Here is a 14,260-nt window from a genome sequence, read left to right as displayed (position 1 = left end):
TCATCTCACCATCGGTTGAAAACGGCCGACCATTGTAGCGCCCAAAGCTTCGGTTATCCACACGGGTTTAAGCCTGAATATCGTCCTGTGGACAACTTGCAGTGAGCCTATGGGAAAACCGTGTGGAGGAACGGGGATAATTAACAAATAAGCGACTTACGTTTGGGTTAAACACATCTACTTAACACCTTGTAGACTGTTTATACGGAACTTACACACAGATTTTTTATGTTTATAGGCAATTGATAAATAATAATTAAAACCACTTATCCACAAATAGTATCCCCACTATTAATAACAACAGGTTTAGAACTACCTATTAGTAATAATAGCCAGAACATAGATTGCTATAACTCTCACTGCCAGCATGGCCGCAATGACGCCACAACGCTTTTTATGCAAGGAAAAATTGCACCCAGCAAAGGAAGTCTCTACAATTTCCGGTCTTGAATTGAATCTCCCCGGCTAGTTCCTCACTGGACCGGGCTTTTTGGAATTCACTTTCCGTCCTAAACCACGTGGGAATAACGAGTTATGAAACGCACTTTTCAACCTAGCGTTCTCAAGCGCAAGCGCGCGCATGGCTTCCGTGCTCGTATGGCAACCAAAAACGGTCGCGCCGTCCTCGCACGTCGCCGTGCCAAGGGCCGCAAGCGTCTGAGCGCCTGATCTCGGATTGCGTGTGCCGCAGAAAGGCTTTCCCCGGCAGTTACGGTTACTAAATGCTGGGGATTTCAGTCACGTGTTTGAGCAAGCCGACCTGAAAGTGCATGGCAAAGGTATGATGGCGTTAGTTCGCTTGAGTACTCGGGGATACCCCCGCCTTGGACTGGTAGTCAGCAAAAAAAATGTCAAACGCGCCGTAGATCGCAACCGTTTCAAGCGTCTCGTTCGAGAATCTGTCCGTCTTCGTCAAGATCACTTACCCTCAGTGGATATCGTGGTGCTTGCCCGACGCGGCGTTCAGGATATCGACAACGACACCTTGCATCGCCAGTTACACGGCATGTGGAAGCGACTTCAGCGTGACGCACAGGCGGTGATCGCAGCACCAATGCCAGAGCGTGACACGTGACCTTTGGTGCACACCTCGCCGCTCGACCTCGGCCTGCCGCCTGGCAGGCTTTCGTGTGTCAAGGGTCGAGTAAATGACACTGCGCCATTAGCATGTTCACCACCCAGCGGGCAGAACCCTCATGGACGTAAAACGACTTTTATTACTGATTCCACTAGCCGTACTGGCGTACTTGCTAGTCGTCCAGTGGAATCAGGATTACGGGCAGCCGAATTACGATTCAGTGCCTGAAACGACTCAACGCAGTAATTCAGCACCATCTAGCAATTCAGTACCATCCAGCAATGTTGACGATGGCGAGGGCGGCTTAGCCGTTCCGAGTACTACATCACAGCCAAATGCGGTTGGTGAAGGTATTCCTGGCGATACTGAAAGCGAAACGTCTAGCCGTGATTTCATTGCCGTAACGACCGATGTTCTTGATGTACGCATTGATCCACACGGTGGTGATATTGTTTATGCCGCGTTACCGCAGCACAAACTTTCCCTCAACTCTGAGCGGAACTACGTGCTGTTGTCGGATAACAGCAGCCGCAGCTACGTGGCTCGTTCAGGTCTTCAGCTTGATGGCCAGGCAAGCCGCATCGCGTTCACGCCTGAAAATACCGACTATCGGTTAGGCGATAACGATGAAGAGCTGAGCATCGACCTAACCGCCGACGTTAACGGCGTCGAGGTTATTAAGCGCCTTACGTTTGAGCGCGGCAGCTATGCGGTCAACGTCAATTACTACCTAGCCAATAACACCGACGCACCGGTCAGTGCGCGCTTTATTGGCCAGTTAGCACGCGATAATAGCCCGGATCCATCAAGCGGCGTTTCAATGGGTATGAACTCCTATCTGGGGGCCGCCTACTCAACGCCGGATGCACGCTACGAAAAGATCGACTTCGAGGATATTCAAGCCAGTAACTTTGAAAACCGCGAAGCACAGGGCGGCTGGATTGCGATCATTCAGCACTACTTTGTCTCGGCATGGGCGCCTCAGCAGGATCAGCAAAACCTCTACTACGTTACCACCGACTCAAGTAATCGAAACGTCGTAGCCTTTGCTGGCCCCACTAGCAGCATTGCCGCAGAAGGCGAAGCCACGTTAGGTGCTACCCTTTATATGGGGCCGAAGATTCAGGACTACCTAGAGCAGGTGGCACCTAACCTTCGCTTAACCGTGGATTACGGCTGGCTATGGTTTATCGCCAACCCCCTCTTCTGGTTGCTGGATAAGATCCACGACATCGTCGGTAACTGGGGCTGGTCGATTGTATTGCTAACGGTACTGGTTAAGACCGTACTGTTCCCGCTTTCCGCCAAAGCGTACAAATCCATGGGCCGGATGCGTAAGCTCGGCCCTGAAATGCAGCGCCTGAAAGAGATGTATGGCGACGATCGTCAGAAGATGTCGCAAGAGATGATGAAGTTCTACCAGAAGGAGAAGATCAATCCGCTGGGGGGCTGTCTACCTATTGTGATTCAGATGCCGGTCTTCATCGCGCTTTACTGGATGTTGCTGGAATCGGTCGAACTGCGACACGCACCGTTTATCTTCTGGATCCAGGATTTATCGGTGAAAGATCCGTACTTCATTCTGCCGATCCTGATGGGTATTTCGATGTTTGTTCAGCAAATGTTGAACCCGACGCCTCCGGATCCGATGCAGGCGAAGATCATGAAGATGCTACCCATCATCTTTACCTTCTTCTTCCTGTGGTTCCCGGCGGGTCTGGTCATCTACTGGGTGGTCAACAACATCATTTCGGTGGCACAGCAGTACTATATTACGCGCAAAATCGAGAATGACCCGACCATCGGCAAAGGCATGAAGACCAAATAGCCTGCCGTGGTAGTTGAAGCCTTCAGACCCCCGCCCAGTGCGGGGGTCTGGCGTTTTAAAGATGACAAACTCACACTGTACGCATCCATTAAAGAGACTCGCCATGGTTGAACGACTTTATACTCAGGATACGATTACCGCATTGGCTACCCCTCCTGGACGCGGTGGTGTTGGTATCATTCGCGTCTCAGGGCCTGCCTGCCGCGCTATCGCCGAGGCCATGCTCGGTCACTGCCCCTCACCTCGTTACGCCCACTACGGCCCCTTCCAGGGCGCTGAAAGCATTATTGATGAAGGCATCGCCCTGCTCTTCAACGGGCCCCACTCGTTTACCGGTGAGGACGTACTGGAATTACAGGGCCACGGCGGCCCCATTATTATGGATATGCTGTTGGAGCGCTGTGTGGCTCTCGGGGCACGTCTAGCGCGCCCTGGCGAGTTTTCCGAACGGGCTTTTCTCAACGACAAGCTCGATCTGGCCCAGGCAGAGGCTATCGCCGATTTGATTGATGCCACTTCCCGCTCAGCGGCCGAAAATGCCGTGCGCTCGCTACAGGGTGAGTTCTCGAAGCGCGTGTCAGCGTTGGTGCAACGACTAATTGAGCTACGTGTTTACGTTGAAGCGGCGATTGATTTCCCTGAAGAGGAGATCGACTTTCTTGCCGATGGCCATGTTGCCCAGCACTTAAGCAGCGTCCAGCAAGCACTGAGCGACGTACGCCAGGCAGCAGGCCAAGGCGCTCTGATGCGTGAAGGAATGAGCGTGGTCATTGCCGGGCGGCCCAATGCGGGTAAGTCGAGCCTGCTGAATGCGCTGACCGAACAAGATACCGCCATTGTGACGGATATTGCCGGCACGACCCGGGATGTGCTGCGCGAACATATTCATATCGACGGTATGCCGCTGCACATCATCGACACCGCCGGACTGCGCGATACACCTGATGCCGTTGAGAAGATCGGTGTCGCTCGCGCCTGGGCCGAGATAGAGAAAGCCGATCGCGTACTGCTGCTGGTGGATGCCAGCACGACCGCCTCGACCGACCCCATGGCCATCTGGCCCGAGTTTGTCGCTCGCCTGCCCGATCAGCAGCGCTTGACGTTAGTGCGCAATAAGATTGATACCAGTGCGGAACCGCCTGGATTAGATTTATCCACAACGCCCCCCACCGTACGTTTATCCGCTAAAACGGGTGAGGGTGTGGATAACTTGAAAGCGCACCTTAAGGACATAATGGGCTTTGCCGCCACTACCGAGGGTCGTTTTTCCGCTCGTCGGCGGCACCTGGACGCCCTGGACCGTGCTATGGCGGCGCTCACTACGGGCCGCGCTCAGCTTGATGGCTACGGCGCAGGCGAGCTGCTAGCGGAAGATCTGCGCGACACTCAACAAGCGTTGGGCGAAATCACCGGTGAATTCAGCGCCGATGATTTATTGGGCGAGATTTTCGGCAGTTTTTGTATCGGTAAGTAAGAGAGCTACTCTTTACTCTCATTACCAACACTACTCTCCCACCCACCAATCCGCCTGATAGCGACTAGAAGAACCTAGTAACGGGGTAATTTCCGCCATTGCTGCGGCTAGTCGCTCATCCAAACCCCAGGGTGGATTAATCACCAACATACCGCTGCCAAACATACCGTGAACCTGCTCATCGGGTTCACGCAGCAACAATTCGCTGCGCCATATTTTGCGCTGACCGCTCTCTTTTAAAGCATCTAATAGCGAGTGATGGTGACCAGCCGGTAGCAGCGGATACCAGATCAATACCACTGCATGGCGCGCTTTCTCCAGTGTATAAGCGACGGTATCGGCCACTTCCTGATATTCCACTTTACGCTCATAACTGGGGTCGATGAGCACGCATAGCCGTGGCGTTATTGCGGGCAACATGGCCTCAAGCCCCGCCAGCCCATCGCCAAACACACGCTGGGCATTAGCTGGTAAACCCTGGGTAGAAAGTTGCTCGTGCTCGCCAGGGTGCAGCTCAAACAGCCGCAGTTGATCCTGCTCACGCAACGAATGACTCAGCCACCAGGGAGAGCCTGGGTAGTGCGTCAGGGTTGCTGAGGAACCTTGAGCAGTGGCTACCGCTGCTTGCCACGCGTTCAACAACGGATCGTTTAGCTCATTGCGGGCTTGCCACAGCGGCCCTATGCCTTCGCGATACTCTTGCAAGCGTTGCGTCTCTTGCGCATTAAGGGGATAGAGCCCTCGTCCCGCATGAGTATCTATATATGTAATAGCCGTTTTTTTACGTAATAAATAATCAATCACCGCGTAAAGTGTCAGATGTTTATGCACATCCGCAAAATTACCGGCATGGTAGGCATGTTGGTAGGACAGCATAGAGACTCATCAGCAAGTGAATAAAAAAGCCCGCTATGTGAGCATAGCGGGCTTTTGCTGGCAACAGTCAGGTTAAGTCAAGAACGTATCAACCTTGACCATCACCGGTAGGGGTTAAAGTAATTTCAACGCGACGGTTCTGGGCACGTCCCTGCTCATTGTCATTACTGGCCACAGGCTGGGTAGCACCATAGCCAGAGGTATTAAGACGCGTAGACGAAACCCCGTTTTGAGATAAGTAACCACCCACGGCTTGAGCGCGACGTTCAGACAGCTGCTGGTTGTAACTGGCCTCACCAGTGCTATCGGTATGGCCTGCAATGTTAACGCGAGTGTCTTGGTACTCGGTGAGAACGCTAGCAACTTCATTGAGAGAACTACGCGCTTCGCTGGTCAGATCAGCAGAATCAAAGCCAAAGGTAACGCCACTGGGCATATTGAGCACGATATCATCGCCACGGCGATCAATCTCAATGCGCGATCCTTGCAAGTTTTCACGCAGTTGCTGCTCTTGGCGATCCATGTAGACACCAATGCCAGCACCGGCTGCCGCACCGACGGCCGCACCAATCAGTGCACGGTCACGGCGGCTAGTACTACCGTCGCCAGACAGCGCACCGGCAGCAGCACCCACAGCAGCACCAATACCAGAGCCCATCGCGGTGCTAGAGCGCTGCGTTTGGCCACCGTAAGGATCCGATGTGGCGCAACCCGCTAATAAAATAGCGGCTGCCAGCGGTGTCAGTAGTCGAGAAATACGCATCACTCACTCCTTGTTTATGTTCGGGACATCTTTTTATTCATTACTGGTCAATCTTCACTAATTAAAGCCAGCAACTCGTTCAAGAATAATAGACCTTGAGGCGAAGCACGCAGTTTTTCAGGCATTTGCATCAAAAGTCCTTTTTTCTCGGCGGTTTGTAAACGCGTAAGTAACATATCAGAAGAGAGCCCGGTATTGGCGTTCCATGTCTCTAGCGACACCCCGTCAGTGAGTCGTAGAGCATTCATGGCAAACTCCAACGGTAGCTCGTCCGCTGATATAACCTGCTTACCCGCTATAAAGCCACGCAAGTCATCCATGCGCTTTAAATAAGCATCCGGCTGGCGGGTTTTCCAACGCCGCTCAATACGCCATTCACCGTTTGGATCAATATGGCTTAGCTTGCCATGGGCCCCGGCGCCAATCCCAAGGTAGTCGCCAAACTGCCAATAGTTAAGGTTATGCAGACTCCGATAACCATCGGTGGCATAGGCCGAAATTTCGTAGCGCTTAAACCCGGCCTGCTCTAAAAGTTGATGACCGCTGTCCTGGATATCCCAGAGTGCTTCTTCCTCAGGCAACGTCGGTGGATGGGAGTGAAAGGCCGTATTCGGCTCGAGGGTAAGCTGGTACCAGGAGAGATGCTCCGGCGCTAACGACAGCGCTTGGGCAATATCATCCATCGCCAGTTGAGGTGTCTGACCAGGCAAGCCATGCATCAGATCAACGTTAATATTTGTAAAACCCGCTTGGCGCGCCTGCGTGACCGCAGTGACCGCTTCATCACCGCTATGAATTCGCCCCAATGCATGCAGTTGATCGGGCTGAAAACTTTGAATACCTAGCGATAAACGATTAATACCTGCCTTTCGGTAACCGATAAATCGCGCCTGTTCCGTGGTGCCGGGATTTGCCTCCAAGGTAATCTCAATGTCATCAGCAAACGGCAAACGGGCTTCAATCTCGCTCAGTAAACGCTCATAAAACCAAGGCGACAGCAGGCTGGGTGTCCCACCGCCGATAAAGATTGTCTGAATTTTTCGCCCAGCCGCCAAGGCTAGATCGCTATCCAGGTCTTGTAACAACGCGTCAAGGTAAGCGGCTTCAGGCAAATCGCGAGGCGTAAAACCGTGTGTACCCGGCTCATGGGAGTTGAAATCACAATACGGGCATTTGCGTACACACCAGGGTGTGTGGATATAAAGAGATAGCGGCGGCAACGTATCAACCATGCGCCACCTGCAGTAACTCCACTAAGCCTTGTAGCGCGCGCCCACGGTGACTAAGGCGATTTTTACTTTCACTCGGCAACTCGGCAACGCTCATACCCTGGTCTGGTAACCAGAAAAGCGGGTCATAGCCGAACCCCTCTTTCCCCCGTGGATGGGCGAGAATTTCGCCTTCCCAACTGCGTTGCACAATCACCGGCACTGGGTCTTTCGGGTGACGTAAATAAACAAGTACGCACCAGTATCGGCCACTACGCTGTCCTTCTGCGCAGTCACTGAGTGCTGCTAACAGCGTTTCATTATTTTTCTCATCACTTTTGGGCTCGCCACCATATCGGGCCGAGTAGATACCTGGTGCGCCGTTCAGCGCGTCCACTTCCAGCCCTGAATCGTCCGCCAAGGCGGGTAACCCGCTGACTAAGCTCGCTTCACGTGCCTTTAACAACGCATTTTCGACAAATGTCAGCCCCGTCTCTTCGACCTCAATGACACCAAAATCAGCCTGAGGCCGTACATCGAAGCCTAAAGGAGAAAGTAATTGATTGAATTCCTTTAACTTTCCTGCATTTCCACTGGCAAGAACAAGGGTATTAACAGCTGCCATGACACGTACTCCAAACGGTAGAGCATCAGTTTACGCGCTCATTGAACGTATCAAAAGCCAGTCAAATGTTACTCAACGTATCTGAAATGAAGACGTGTTAAAAAATATATTTTTACCTTTAAATTTTTGATAAATATACATATTTAACCTATATTCTAAAAATTTAGGTGGTTATTCAATTTATTTTTACCACTTATTTAATAACAAAACTTTACGAAACTTATCTTATAGGCAACACTTCAGGGGTTACCTGCTCACTCTTTCTTTCCACGAGGGCTCCCCAATGTCGCAGGAAAAGTCTACCGGCTCGGTCTACATCGTTACCGAGAAAAGTCCCCAAGCTCAGCTGTTCGCTGAATACTTGAATAAACATACCGGCTGCCCCATCACTATCCACTCACCCCAGTCAGCATTACCCATTTCTGCATCGGGAAATGTGCTGATTTTGATTGATAGCGATCATATCGGCATTGATGCTTTGCCGGAGTGGCAAGACAAGTTGCCTGAAGCATTAACAAAAACGCCTTTAGCCGCTTTTAACATTCACGATATGGATCACGCGCTGGAAGCGTTGTCGTGCGCTCAGCTAAAAGGCGTGTTTTATCGTAATGAAAGCCTTGAGGTTATCTGTAAAGGCATACATGCGTTACTGGAAGGGGAGCTATGGATGTCGCGGGACTTAATGGCCCGTCTCATCCTGTTTTATCGCAAATACCAAAGTAATGCTTTTCGACCAGCCTGCGGGCTCACTAATCGTGAAATGGAGATCATCTCTCTGCTTAGTGCAGGCTCCTCAAATCAACAAATTGCCGAAAAGCTGTTTGTTAGTGAACACACCGTTAAGTCTCACCTCTACAACATCTTTCGCAAAATCAATGTACATAACCGTATTCAAGCGCTCAATTGGATACATCAAAACCTGGGCCCGATTCTTCCCAATATTGAAACCGCGCGAAGCCTGCAGCGCCATCGGCAGCGCTAACGCGCAAGGGTAATTCAGCATGTTATCGATACACCGTTTATCCATAGGCATTTCTCCACTGCTGGTGTGGATAACTATGTCTATAGCGCTGGCCAACGAGCCTGCCCCTACGGGCAATGCATTACCTGCCAACGAACAAGAAGCGATTGACGCCATTAATCAGCTTTCTAGCCCTGATGGTCCTGAAGTGCAAGGAAACGCCAACGGCGGAAGTGAGCTAACCGGCGTAATGGTAGACCGCACGATCACCATGGCCGGTAAAACCTTCTATCGCGCTTTTAGCCAGCGAGCAATGGATAACCTGATTATCGGCAATGCCACCATCACCATCAACGAGCGACCAGATGCACGCTGGGGTAGCCAAATATGGGTAATGGAAGGTAACCGTATGTATTTCCGTACACAGCTCTCCCCAAGGATCAATGAAGCTGACCGAGCCGCCGGGGAAGCCGTACAAACCGTCGAAGAAGCGCTGCTACGCCAACAGCTAGCTTCGGCGCTTAACTCAGACAAAGACCTTGGAAAAGAGGAGCTACGCTAATGAAAAAAATACTTAAACCAACAGCTGGCGGTGTTCTGGTAACCACTCTCTTGGTAAGTGCGCTGACCATGCAAGCAAACGCAGGGGAGCTGATCTATACACCAATCAACCCTTCGTTTGGCGGCGACCCCTTTATGGGTAGCTATTTACTGGGTAAAGCCCAGGCGCAAGACACCACCACAGACCCGAACATTGAGGACTTTGAGCCGCTCTCCCCAACCGAACGGCTAATCCAAAGCCTTGAGAGCCGATTTATATCAGATTTAATCAATGATGTAGGCGGAGCAGACGATGGTACAGGGTCGTTTGACAGCGGGGACTTTAGCGTCGTGGTTCGCAATGAAGGGGGGCAGCTCATAGTAGAAGTAATCGATAAAGCCACCGGTGATGTTACCAACATTAGCGTAGGTGGCTTGTTGTTCAATCCTTGATGTATTAGCTATTTCTAAATCTAAGAAAAATTAACAAGGCTGCCAATCAGCCTACTTACAGTTGCGTGTCATTAGGGGAACATCATGAAAATTATCGCTTCGTTACTTATGATAAGTTTGCTCAGCGGTTGTGCTGGAATGGTCGCTACATCTGAAAACCTGGAAGGTGCGCAAGCAACGCTCACGCCCCGCGGTGCAACCTATCAAGATTTAGTTTCGCTACCGCCGCCAGCTGGGCAAATTTTTGTCTCAGTCTATGACTTTCGGGATCAAACGGGCCAGTATCGTCCTGCACCGGCCAGTACTTTTTCGACCGCCGTAACGCAGGGCGCTGCGGCAATGCTCACCGGTGCATTAGCGGATTCCGGCTGGTTTATACCGCTTGAGCGTGTTGGTTTACAGAACTTACTTACCGAGAGGCGCATAATTCGTGCCGAGTTCGAGCGCTTTGGTCAGCCTGATACATTGCCATCACTTCGTGCTGCCTCGGTGATGCTTGAAGGTGGCATTATTGCCTACGAGTCCAATGTGCGAACCGGTGGGGCTGGGGCTGAGTACTTTGGTATTGGCGCTTCAGGACAATACCAGGTGGACCAAGTAACAGTTAATCTACGCGCGGTTGAAATATCAACCGGCGAGGTGCTAGCTAACGTCACCACGACTAAAACGATTTACTCTAAAGAGATGCGGGCGGGTGTTTATCGGTTTATCGATTTTAGACGTTTGTTAGAGGCTGAAGTAGGTCTTACCACCAATGAACCAGTACAACTTGCCGTGATGTCAGCCATTGAGTCAGCAGTTATACATTTGGTGGCCCGTGGCGTAGAGAACAATCTTTGGAATCTCTCTAATGGTGTTAATTTTCAAGACACTATTTTGTCAGATTACCTAGATGCACCAATCCCTTTGCTTTAATCAATTTAAAACTATATTTAGATAGCATAAGCGACTTCTATAACAAAATTTCAATTACAACCTAATATAAAAATCAGATACGAAAACTAAAAATAATTAACGGCTATGCGGTACGCATAGCCGTTTTTTTTTGACTATTAATATGATTAGAAAAATAATACTTTTTAATTGTTAAATTATTAATAAATACATCATTAGAATAATAAAAGGTTTGATAGCGTAAATTTCAAAATGGTCCAAACTCAACACAAGAAATACAAATTGATACAAACTGTTTCAGAGGGAAGTGCCATGAAACTGAATATTACCGCAACCAAACGATATGCCCTAATGGTTGCACTGTTGACAGCAACCCTTTCAGTTTCTTTGACAATCAATGCAGACAATAACCGTATTGAGCAGTTCGCTAAGCAAGCTGCCGCCCAACAACATCAAGGCAACTACAGTATTATTGCGCAGATTGGTAACAATAACCGCACCCATGTTTCGCAATCAGCTAGTTACCAAGCCGGAAACTTTTCTAGCATTTATCAATTAGGAAATTACAACACGGCGACGGTAACTCAAACAGGCGGTAATAACGTAAGTAATATCTCTCAAATAGGTAGAAATCATAAAGCGGATATTACTCAGTCAGGAAGCGCATCAAGAGAACTAAATTCTTATGTGCGCCAACTTGGCAACCGCAGTGACGTACAGATTTCACAATCGGGGAGTGGCTACCGTGTCATTAGTGTTGAGCAACAAGCATTTTCAAGCAATGCACGTCCGGTCACCGTCGAAACCTACTGAGCAACAACCGTTGACTCAGTAATAACTAAAGCAAGTATCAAGGGGAAATACCATGAAAACTCAAATCACCACTATCGCTGCCGCCGTTGCCTTCGCTATGAGCACTGCTGCTTTTGCTCAGTCAGTTGGTAGTGACTCCTCTATTTACCAATACGGTAGCGATAACACTAACGATGTTACCCAGTGGGGAACACAAAAATCCCGAATTCTCCAAGAAGGGAACGGCAATAGTGCTACTGTCACTCAAGATGACGTTGTTGGTTATTCAACTTATGCGCCTGGCCGAAACAACTCCAATATCGAACAAACTGCTAATGGTAACGAAGCCATTGTTGACCAGCTAGGGGCTTATAACGTTTCGGGTATCTACCAAACAAGTAGTGATAATGATGCCAACGTTACCCAAGACGGTAAGATGAACGATTCTTATGTTAAACAAAGCTGGGGGAATGGTAACGAAGCCGTTGTGGTTCAAGATGGCAAGTTTAACGACTCTGTGATTGAACAACAAGGTTCTTACAATACTGCTAGCGTCGATCAAGAAGGGTACATTAATGACTCGTGGGTTGATCAAAGTGGATATGGTAACGAAGCAAATGTAGATCAATCTGGTTCGAATAACCAATCTGGCATCCAACAATCTGGCCTTTTTGGTGGCTACAACAACCTTGCTAACGTTGAACAAACCGGTGGCGACAATGAGTCGTGGATAGAGCAGTCTGGTAGTAACAATAGTGATAGTGTGATCCAAGATGGTAATTATCTAGATAGTACGATTATTACCATTGGATATAACAACACTAGTAACGTAGAGCAGTCAGGTTTTGGTAATGATTCTTATATCAAAACTTTTGGTGCCAATAATACACATAACGTTACTCAAACTGGTTACAGCCATAACTCAAATATTCACACAGTTGGCTATGGCAACACAAACACAGTAACTCAAGGCCGTTAAAACATAGATTATTTGAACTATGATTAACCGCCCCTTTCAGGGGCGGTTTTTTTGTTAGCGAATTGACACTGTCAATGTCCCCCCCGCCCCCTGAGTCGATGAACGCGACCGGTTGCTGCCTTTTTGAATATCCACTTCTAATCGCTCGTCATCGCTTAGCAGTTTTACCGTGCCTTCAAGTTCCGTACCGGTAAATGTGTACTCGGCGGGTACCGTTCCGTGCTCTTCAACGTGCTCAGTGGTTTCGCCTTCGTGGGTAATCCGCCAGTGGGCGGAAAACTCGGCACCCGGCGAACCGCTCATAGTGATGTGAATCTGGGTCATGTCCTGCTCCTGAGGCGTCTGTGCAGCGAGAGGGAAGCAAGCAGCCAATCCCACTACGCAAATCACGTGTCGCCAAGCCGTTATTGGTATCATGATTATATGTCTCACTTAACCGAAGAGCCGCTCAAAATGAGCGGCTCTTGAAGTATAGCGGGCTTTTAGTTACGTGCCGTTACATTACCGCAAAGGCTTTTTCTGCCGCGTCCAGAGTGAACTGAATATCTTCTGGGGTATGGGCACTGGACATAAAGCCTGCTTCATAGGCAGAAGGCGCCAGATAAACGCCATGATCAAGCATTGCACCGAAGAAGCGGCGGAAGGCGTCTGGGTTACAAGCCGTGGCTTGGGCAAAATTATCTACCCGGCTTTGCGAGGTGAAAAAGAGCCCAAACATGCCACCCGCTGACTGGGTCATCATCGGCACTCGTGCAGCGTTGGCACGCTCCTGCAGGCCTGAACACAGTGTATTAACCCGCTGAGTTAATGCGTCGTGAAAACCTGGTACCTGTAGCTTGGTAAGCAGAGCCACACCTGCTGCCATGGCCAGGGGATTACCCGACAATGTACCCGCTTGATATACCGGCCCAAGCGGTGAAATGTTCTGCATAATTTCACGCTTGCCGCCAAACGCGCCCACCGGCATGCCACCGCCAACAATTTTTCCCAAGCAGGTTAGATCAGGCACGATACCGTAGTGCGCTTGAGCACCGCCCAATGCCACACGAAAGCCGGTCATCACTTCGTCAAAGATCAGTACGCTACCGTGTTCGTTACATACCCGGCGCAGTGTTTCCAAGAACCCTGGCTGGGGGGGAATGCAATTCATATTGCCAGCAACGGGCTCGACGATAATGCAGGCAATTTGATCGCCAATCTCGTTAAAACACGCTTCTACCCCTTCAGGGTCGTTAAACGAGAGAGTAATGGTGTGTTCAGCCAGCGACGCGGGCACGCCCGGCGAGCTAGGCTCACCGTGGGTAAGTGCCCCAGAACCGGCTTTTACCAACAGCGAATCAGAGTGGCCATGGTAGTTCCCTTCAAACTTTACGATCTTATCGCGGCCGGTGGTGCCGCGCGCCAGGCGGATCGCCGACATGGTGGCTTCGGTGCCCGAACTGGTCATGCGCACCATATCCATGGAAGGAATCATCTCGCAGATCAAATCTGCCATGGTGGTTTCAACCGCGGTAGGCGTACCGAATGACAGGCCGTTATCTAATCGCGCCCGCACGGCTGCCAGTACATCTTGATCAGCGTGCCCGGTAATCATTGGTCCCCAGGAACCTACATAATCCACGTACCGATTGCCTTCGACATCGAATAGAAACGCGCCCTGGGCACGCTCCATAAAGACCGGCGGGCGGTGTAGCCCTTTAAATGCCCGGACGGGAGAGTTTACGCCGCCCGGAATATGGCGACTGGCAAGATCAAACAATTCAGCTGATGTGGTCATGGCATCCTCTCG

16 protein-coding genes are annotated in these 14,260 nt (G+C 50.3%); 10 read left to right on the top strand and 6 right to left on the bottom strand.

Annotated features, from left to right (window positions below; translation table 11 throughout):
• Nucleotides 1–534 precede the first annotated feature (534 nt).
• The 4 genes from rpmH (at nt 535) to mnmE (ending at nt 4,380) form a co-directional block, all read left to right on the top strand.
• Nucleotides 535–669, top strand: a complete 135-nt coding sequence (gene rpmH / locus Q3Y66_RS19795) for a 50S ribosomal protein L34 (RefSeq protein ID WP_008959105.1) — start codon at nt 535–537, stop codon at nt 667–669.
• Between the two features lie 13 nt (nt 670–682).
• Entirely contained in the window at nt 683–1,075 is a 393-nt protein-coding gene (gene rnpA, locus Q3Y66_RS19790) for a ribonuclease P protein component (RefSeq protein ID WP_083832271.1), read from the top strand.
• 121 nt (nt 1,076–1,196) lie between these two features.
• A complete protein-coding gene (gene yidC / locus Q3Y66_RS19785) occupies nt 1,197–2,906 on the top strand; it encodes a membrane protein insertase YidC (RefSeq protein ID WP_008959103.1) in 1,710 nt (569 codons plus the stop codon).
• A gap of 103 nt (nt 2,907–3,009) precedes the next feature.
• The gene (mnmE, locus tag Q3Y66_RS19780) at nt 3,010–4,380 is read left to right on the top strand and encodes a tRNA uridine-5-carboxymethylaminomethyl(34) synthesis GTPase MnmE (RefSeq protein ID WP_008959102.1); all 1,371 of its coding nucleotides are present in this window, start codon (nt 3,010–3,012) and stop codon (nt 4,378–4,380) included.
• Between the two features lie 30 nt (nt 4,381–4,410).
• Here the strand turns inward: mnmE and Q3Y66_RS19775 are convergent, their stop codons facing one another.
• The 4 genes from Q3Y66_RS19775 to rdgB all read right to left on the bottom strand — a co-directional run bounded on the left by Q3Y66_RS19775 (nt 4,411) and on the right by rdgB (nt 7,852).
• Entirely contained in the window at nt 4,411–5,256 is an 846-nt protein-coding gene (locus Q3Y66_RS19775; protein WP_008959101.1) for a 23S rRNA (adenine(2030)-N(6))-methyltransferase RlmJ, read from the bottom strand.
• Between the two features lie 88 nt (nt 5,257–5,344).
• Nucleotides 5,345–6,019, bottom strand: coding sequence for an OmpA family protein (locus tag Q3Y66_RS19770; protein ID WP_008959100.1), 675 nt, complete (start codon nt 6,017–6,019; stop codon nt 5,345–5,347).
• A gap of 47 nt (nt 6,020–6,066) precedes the next feature.
• Complete coding sequence (gene hemW, locus Q3Y66_RS19765) at nt 6,067–7,251, bottom strand: radical SAM family heme chaperone HemW (RefSeq protein ID WP_008959099.1); 1,185 nt, start codon at nt 7,249–7,251, stop codon at nt 6,067–6,069.
• Complete coding sequence (rdgB, locus tag Q3Y66_RS19760; RefSeq protein ID WP_008959098.1) at nt 7,244–7,852, bottom strand: RdgB/HAM1 family non-canonical purine NTP pyrophosphatase; 609 nt, start codon at nt 7,850–7,852, stop codon at nt 7,244–7,246. Before rdgB ends, hemW begins: the two co-directional genes overlap by 8 nt.
• Nucleotides 7,853–8,135: 283 nt before the next feature.
• Between rdgB and Q3Y66_RS19755 the strand changes: the two genes are divergently transcribed.
• The 6 genes from Q3Y66_RS19755 to Q3Y66_RS19730 all read left to right on the top strand — a co-directional run bounded on the left by Q3Y66_RS19755 (nt 8,136) and on the right by Q3Y66_RS19730 (nt 12,471).
• Nucleotides 8,136–8,834 (top strand): LuxR C-terminal-related transcriptional regulator, encoded by a 699-nt coding sequence (locus Q3Y66_RS19755; RefSeq protein WP_008959097.1) that lies wholly within the window; start codon nt 8,136–8,138, stop codon nt 8,832–8,834.
• A 76-nt stretch (nt 8,835–8,910) separates the two neighbouring features.
• Entirely contained in the window at nt 8,911–9,375 is a 465-nt protein-coding gene (locus tag Q3Y66_RS19750; RefSeq protein ID WP_008959096.1) for a CsgE family curli-type amyloid fiber assembly protein, read from the top strand.
• Nucleotides 9,375–9,806, top strand: coding sequence for a curli assembly protein CsgF (locus tag Q3Y66_RS19745; protein WP_008959095.1), 432 nt, complete (start codon nt 9,375–9,377; stop codon nt 9,804–9,806). Before Q3Y66_RS19750 ends, Q3Y66_RS19745 begins: the two co-directional genes overlap by 1 nt.
• A gap of 84 nt (nt 9,807–9,890) precedes the next feature.
• Nucleotides 9,891–10,721 carry a CsgG/HfaB family protein gene (locus Q3Y66_RS19740; RefSeq protein ID WP_008959094.1) on the top strand — a complete coding sequence of 277 codons (831 nt, stop codon included), beginning with the start codon at nt 9,891–9,893 and terminating at the stop codon, nt 10,719–10,721.
• Between the two features lie 291 nt (nt 10,722–11,012).
• A complete protein-coding gene (locus Q3Y66_RS19735) occupies nt 11,013–11,513 on the top strand; it encodes a hypothetical protein (RefSeq protein ID WP_008959093.1) in 501 nt (166 codons plus the stop codon).
• A gap of 52 nt (nt 11,514–11,565) precedes the next feature.
• The gene (locus tag Q3Y66_RS19730; protein ID WP_008959092.1) at nt 11,566–12,471 is read left to right on the top strand and encodes a hypothetical protein; all 906 of its coding nucleotides are present in this window, start codon (nt 11,566–11,568) and stop codon (nt 12,469–12,471) included.
• Between the two features lie 54 nt (nt 12,472–12,525).
• On the opposite strand, the gene Q3Y66_RS19725 is transcribed toward Q3Y66_RS19730, so the two are convergent.
• Together Q3Y66_RS19725 and hemL are read right to left on the bottom strand one after the other, a co-directional pair.
• Nucleotides 12,526–12,795, bottom strand: a complete 270-nt coding sequence (locus Q3Y66_RS19725; RefSeq protein ID WP_008959091.1) for a hypothetical protein — start codon at nt 12,793–12,795, stop codon at nt 12,526–12,528.
• A gap of 172 nt (nt 12,796–12,967) precedes the next feature.
• Nucleotides 12,968–14,248, bottom strand: coding sequence for a glutamate-1-semialdehyde 2,1-aminomutase (gene hemL / locus Q3Y66_RS19720; protein WP_008959090.1), 1,281 nt, complete (start codon nt 14,246–14,248; stop codon nt 12,968–12,970).
• Between the last annotated feature and the right edge of the window lie 12 nt (nt 14,249–14,260).

It is taken from the genome of Halomonas sp. HAL1, from assembly GCF_030544485.1.
Lineage (GTDB): Bacteria > Pseudomonadota > Gammaproteobacteria > Pseudomonadales > Halomonadaceae > Vreelandella > Vreelandella arctica.
Note: the sequence above shows the minus strand (reverse complement) of the source record. Positions and strands in the feature narration are given on the sequence as shown.

Bases quoted from the DNA above. Each gene is read 5' to 3' on its own strand.
- rpmH (WP_008959105.1), top strand. From the start codon at position 535: ATGAAACGCACTTTTCAACCTAGCGTTCTCAAGCGCAAGCGCGCGCAT.
- yidC (WP_008959103.1), top strand. From the start codon at position 1,197: ATGGACGTAAAACGACTTTTATTACTGATTCCACTAGCCGTACTGGCG.
- mnmE (WP_008959102.1), top strand. From the start codon at position 3,010: ATGGTTGAACGACTTTATACTCAGGATACGATTACCGCATTGGCTACC.
- Q3Y66_RS19775 (WP_008959101.1), bottom strand. From the start codon at position 5,256: ATGCTGTCCTACCAACATGCCTACCATGCCGGTAATTTTGCGGATGTG.
- Q3Y66_RS19770 (WP_008959100.1), bottom strand. From the start codon at position 6,019: ATGCGTATTTCTCGACTACTGACACCGCTGGCAGCCGCTATTTTATTA.
- hemW (WP_008959099.1), bottom strand. From the start codon at position 7,251: ATGGTTGATACGTTGCCGCCGCTATCTCTTTATATCCACACACCCTGG.
- rdgB (WP_008959098.1), bottom strand. From the start codon at position 7,852: ATGGCAGCTGTTAATACCCTTGTTCTTGCCAGTGGAAATGCAGGAAAG.
- Q3Y66_RS19755 (WP_008959097.1), top strand. From the start codon at position 8,136: ATGTCGCAGGAAAAGTCTACCGGCTCGGTCTACATCGTTACCGAGAAA.
- Q3Y66_RS19750 (WP_008959096.1), top strand. From the start codon at position 8,911: ATGTCTATAGCGCTGGCCAACGAGCCTGCCCCTACGGGCAATGCATTA.
- Q3Y66_RS19745 (WP_008959095.1), top strand. From the start codon at position 9,375: ATGAAAAAAATACTTAAACCAACAGCTGGCGGTGTTCTGGTAACCACT.
- Q3Y66_RS19740 (WP_008959094.1), top strand. From the start codon at position 9,891: ATGAAAATTATCGCTTCGTTACTTATGATAAGTTTGCTCAGCGGTTGT.
- Q3Y66_RS19735 (WP_008959093.1), top strand. From the start codon at position 11,013: ATGAAACTGAATATTACCGCAACCAAACGATATGCCCTAATGGTTGCA.
- Q3Y66_RS19730 (WP_008959092.1), top strand. From the start codon at position 11,566: ATGAAAACTCAAATCACCACTATCGCTGCCGCCGTTGCCTTCGCTATG.
- Q3Y66_RS19725 (WP_008959091.1), bottom strand. From the start codon at position 12,795: ATGACCCAGATTCACATCACTATGAGCGGTTCGCCGGGTGCCGAGTTT.
- hemL (WP_008959090.1), bottom strand. From the start codon at position 14,248: ATGACCACATCAGCTGAATTGTTTGATCTTGCCAGTCGCCATATTCCG.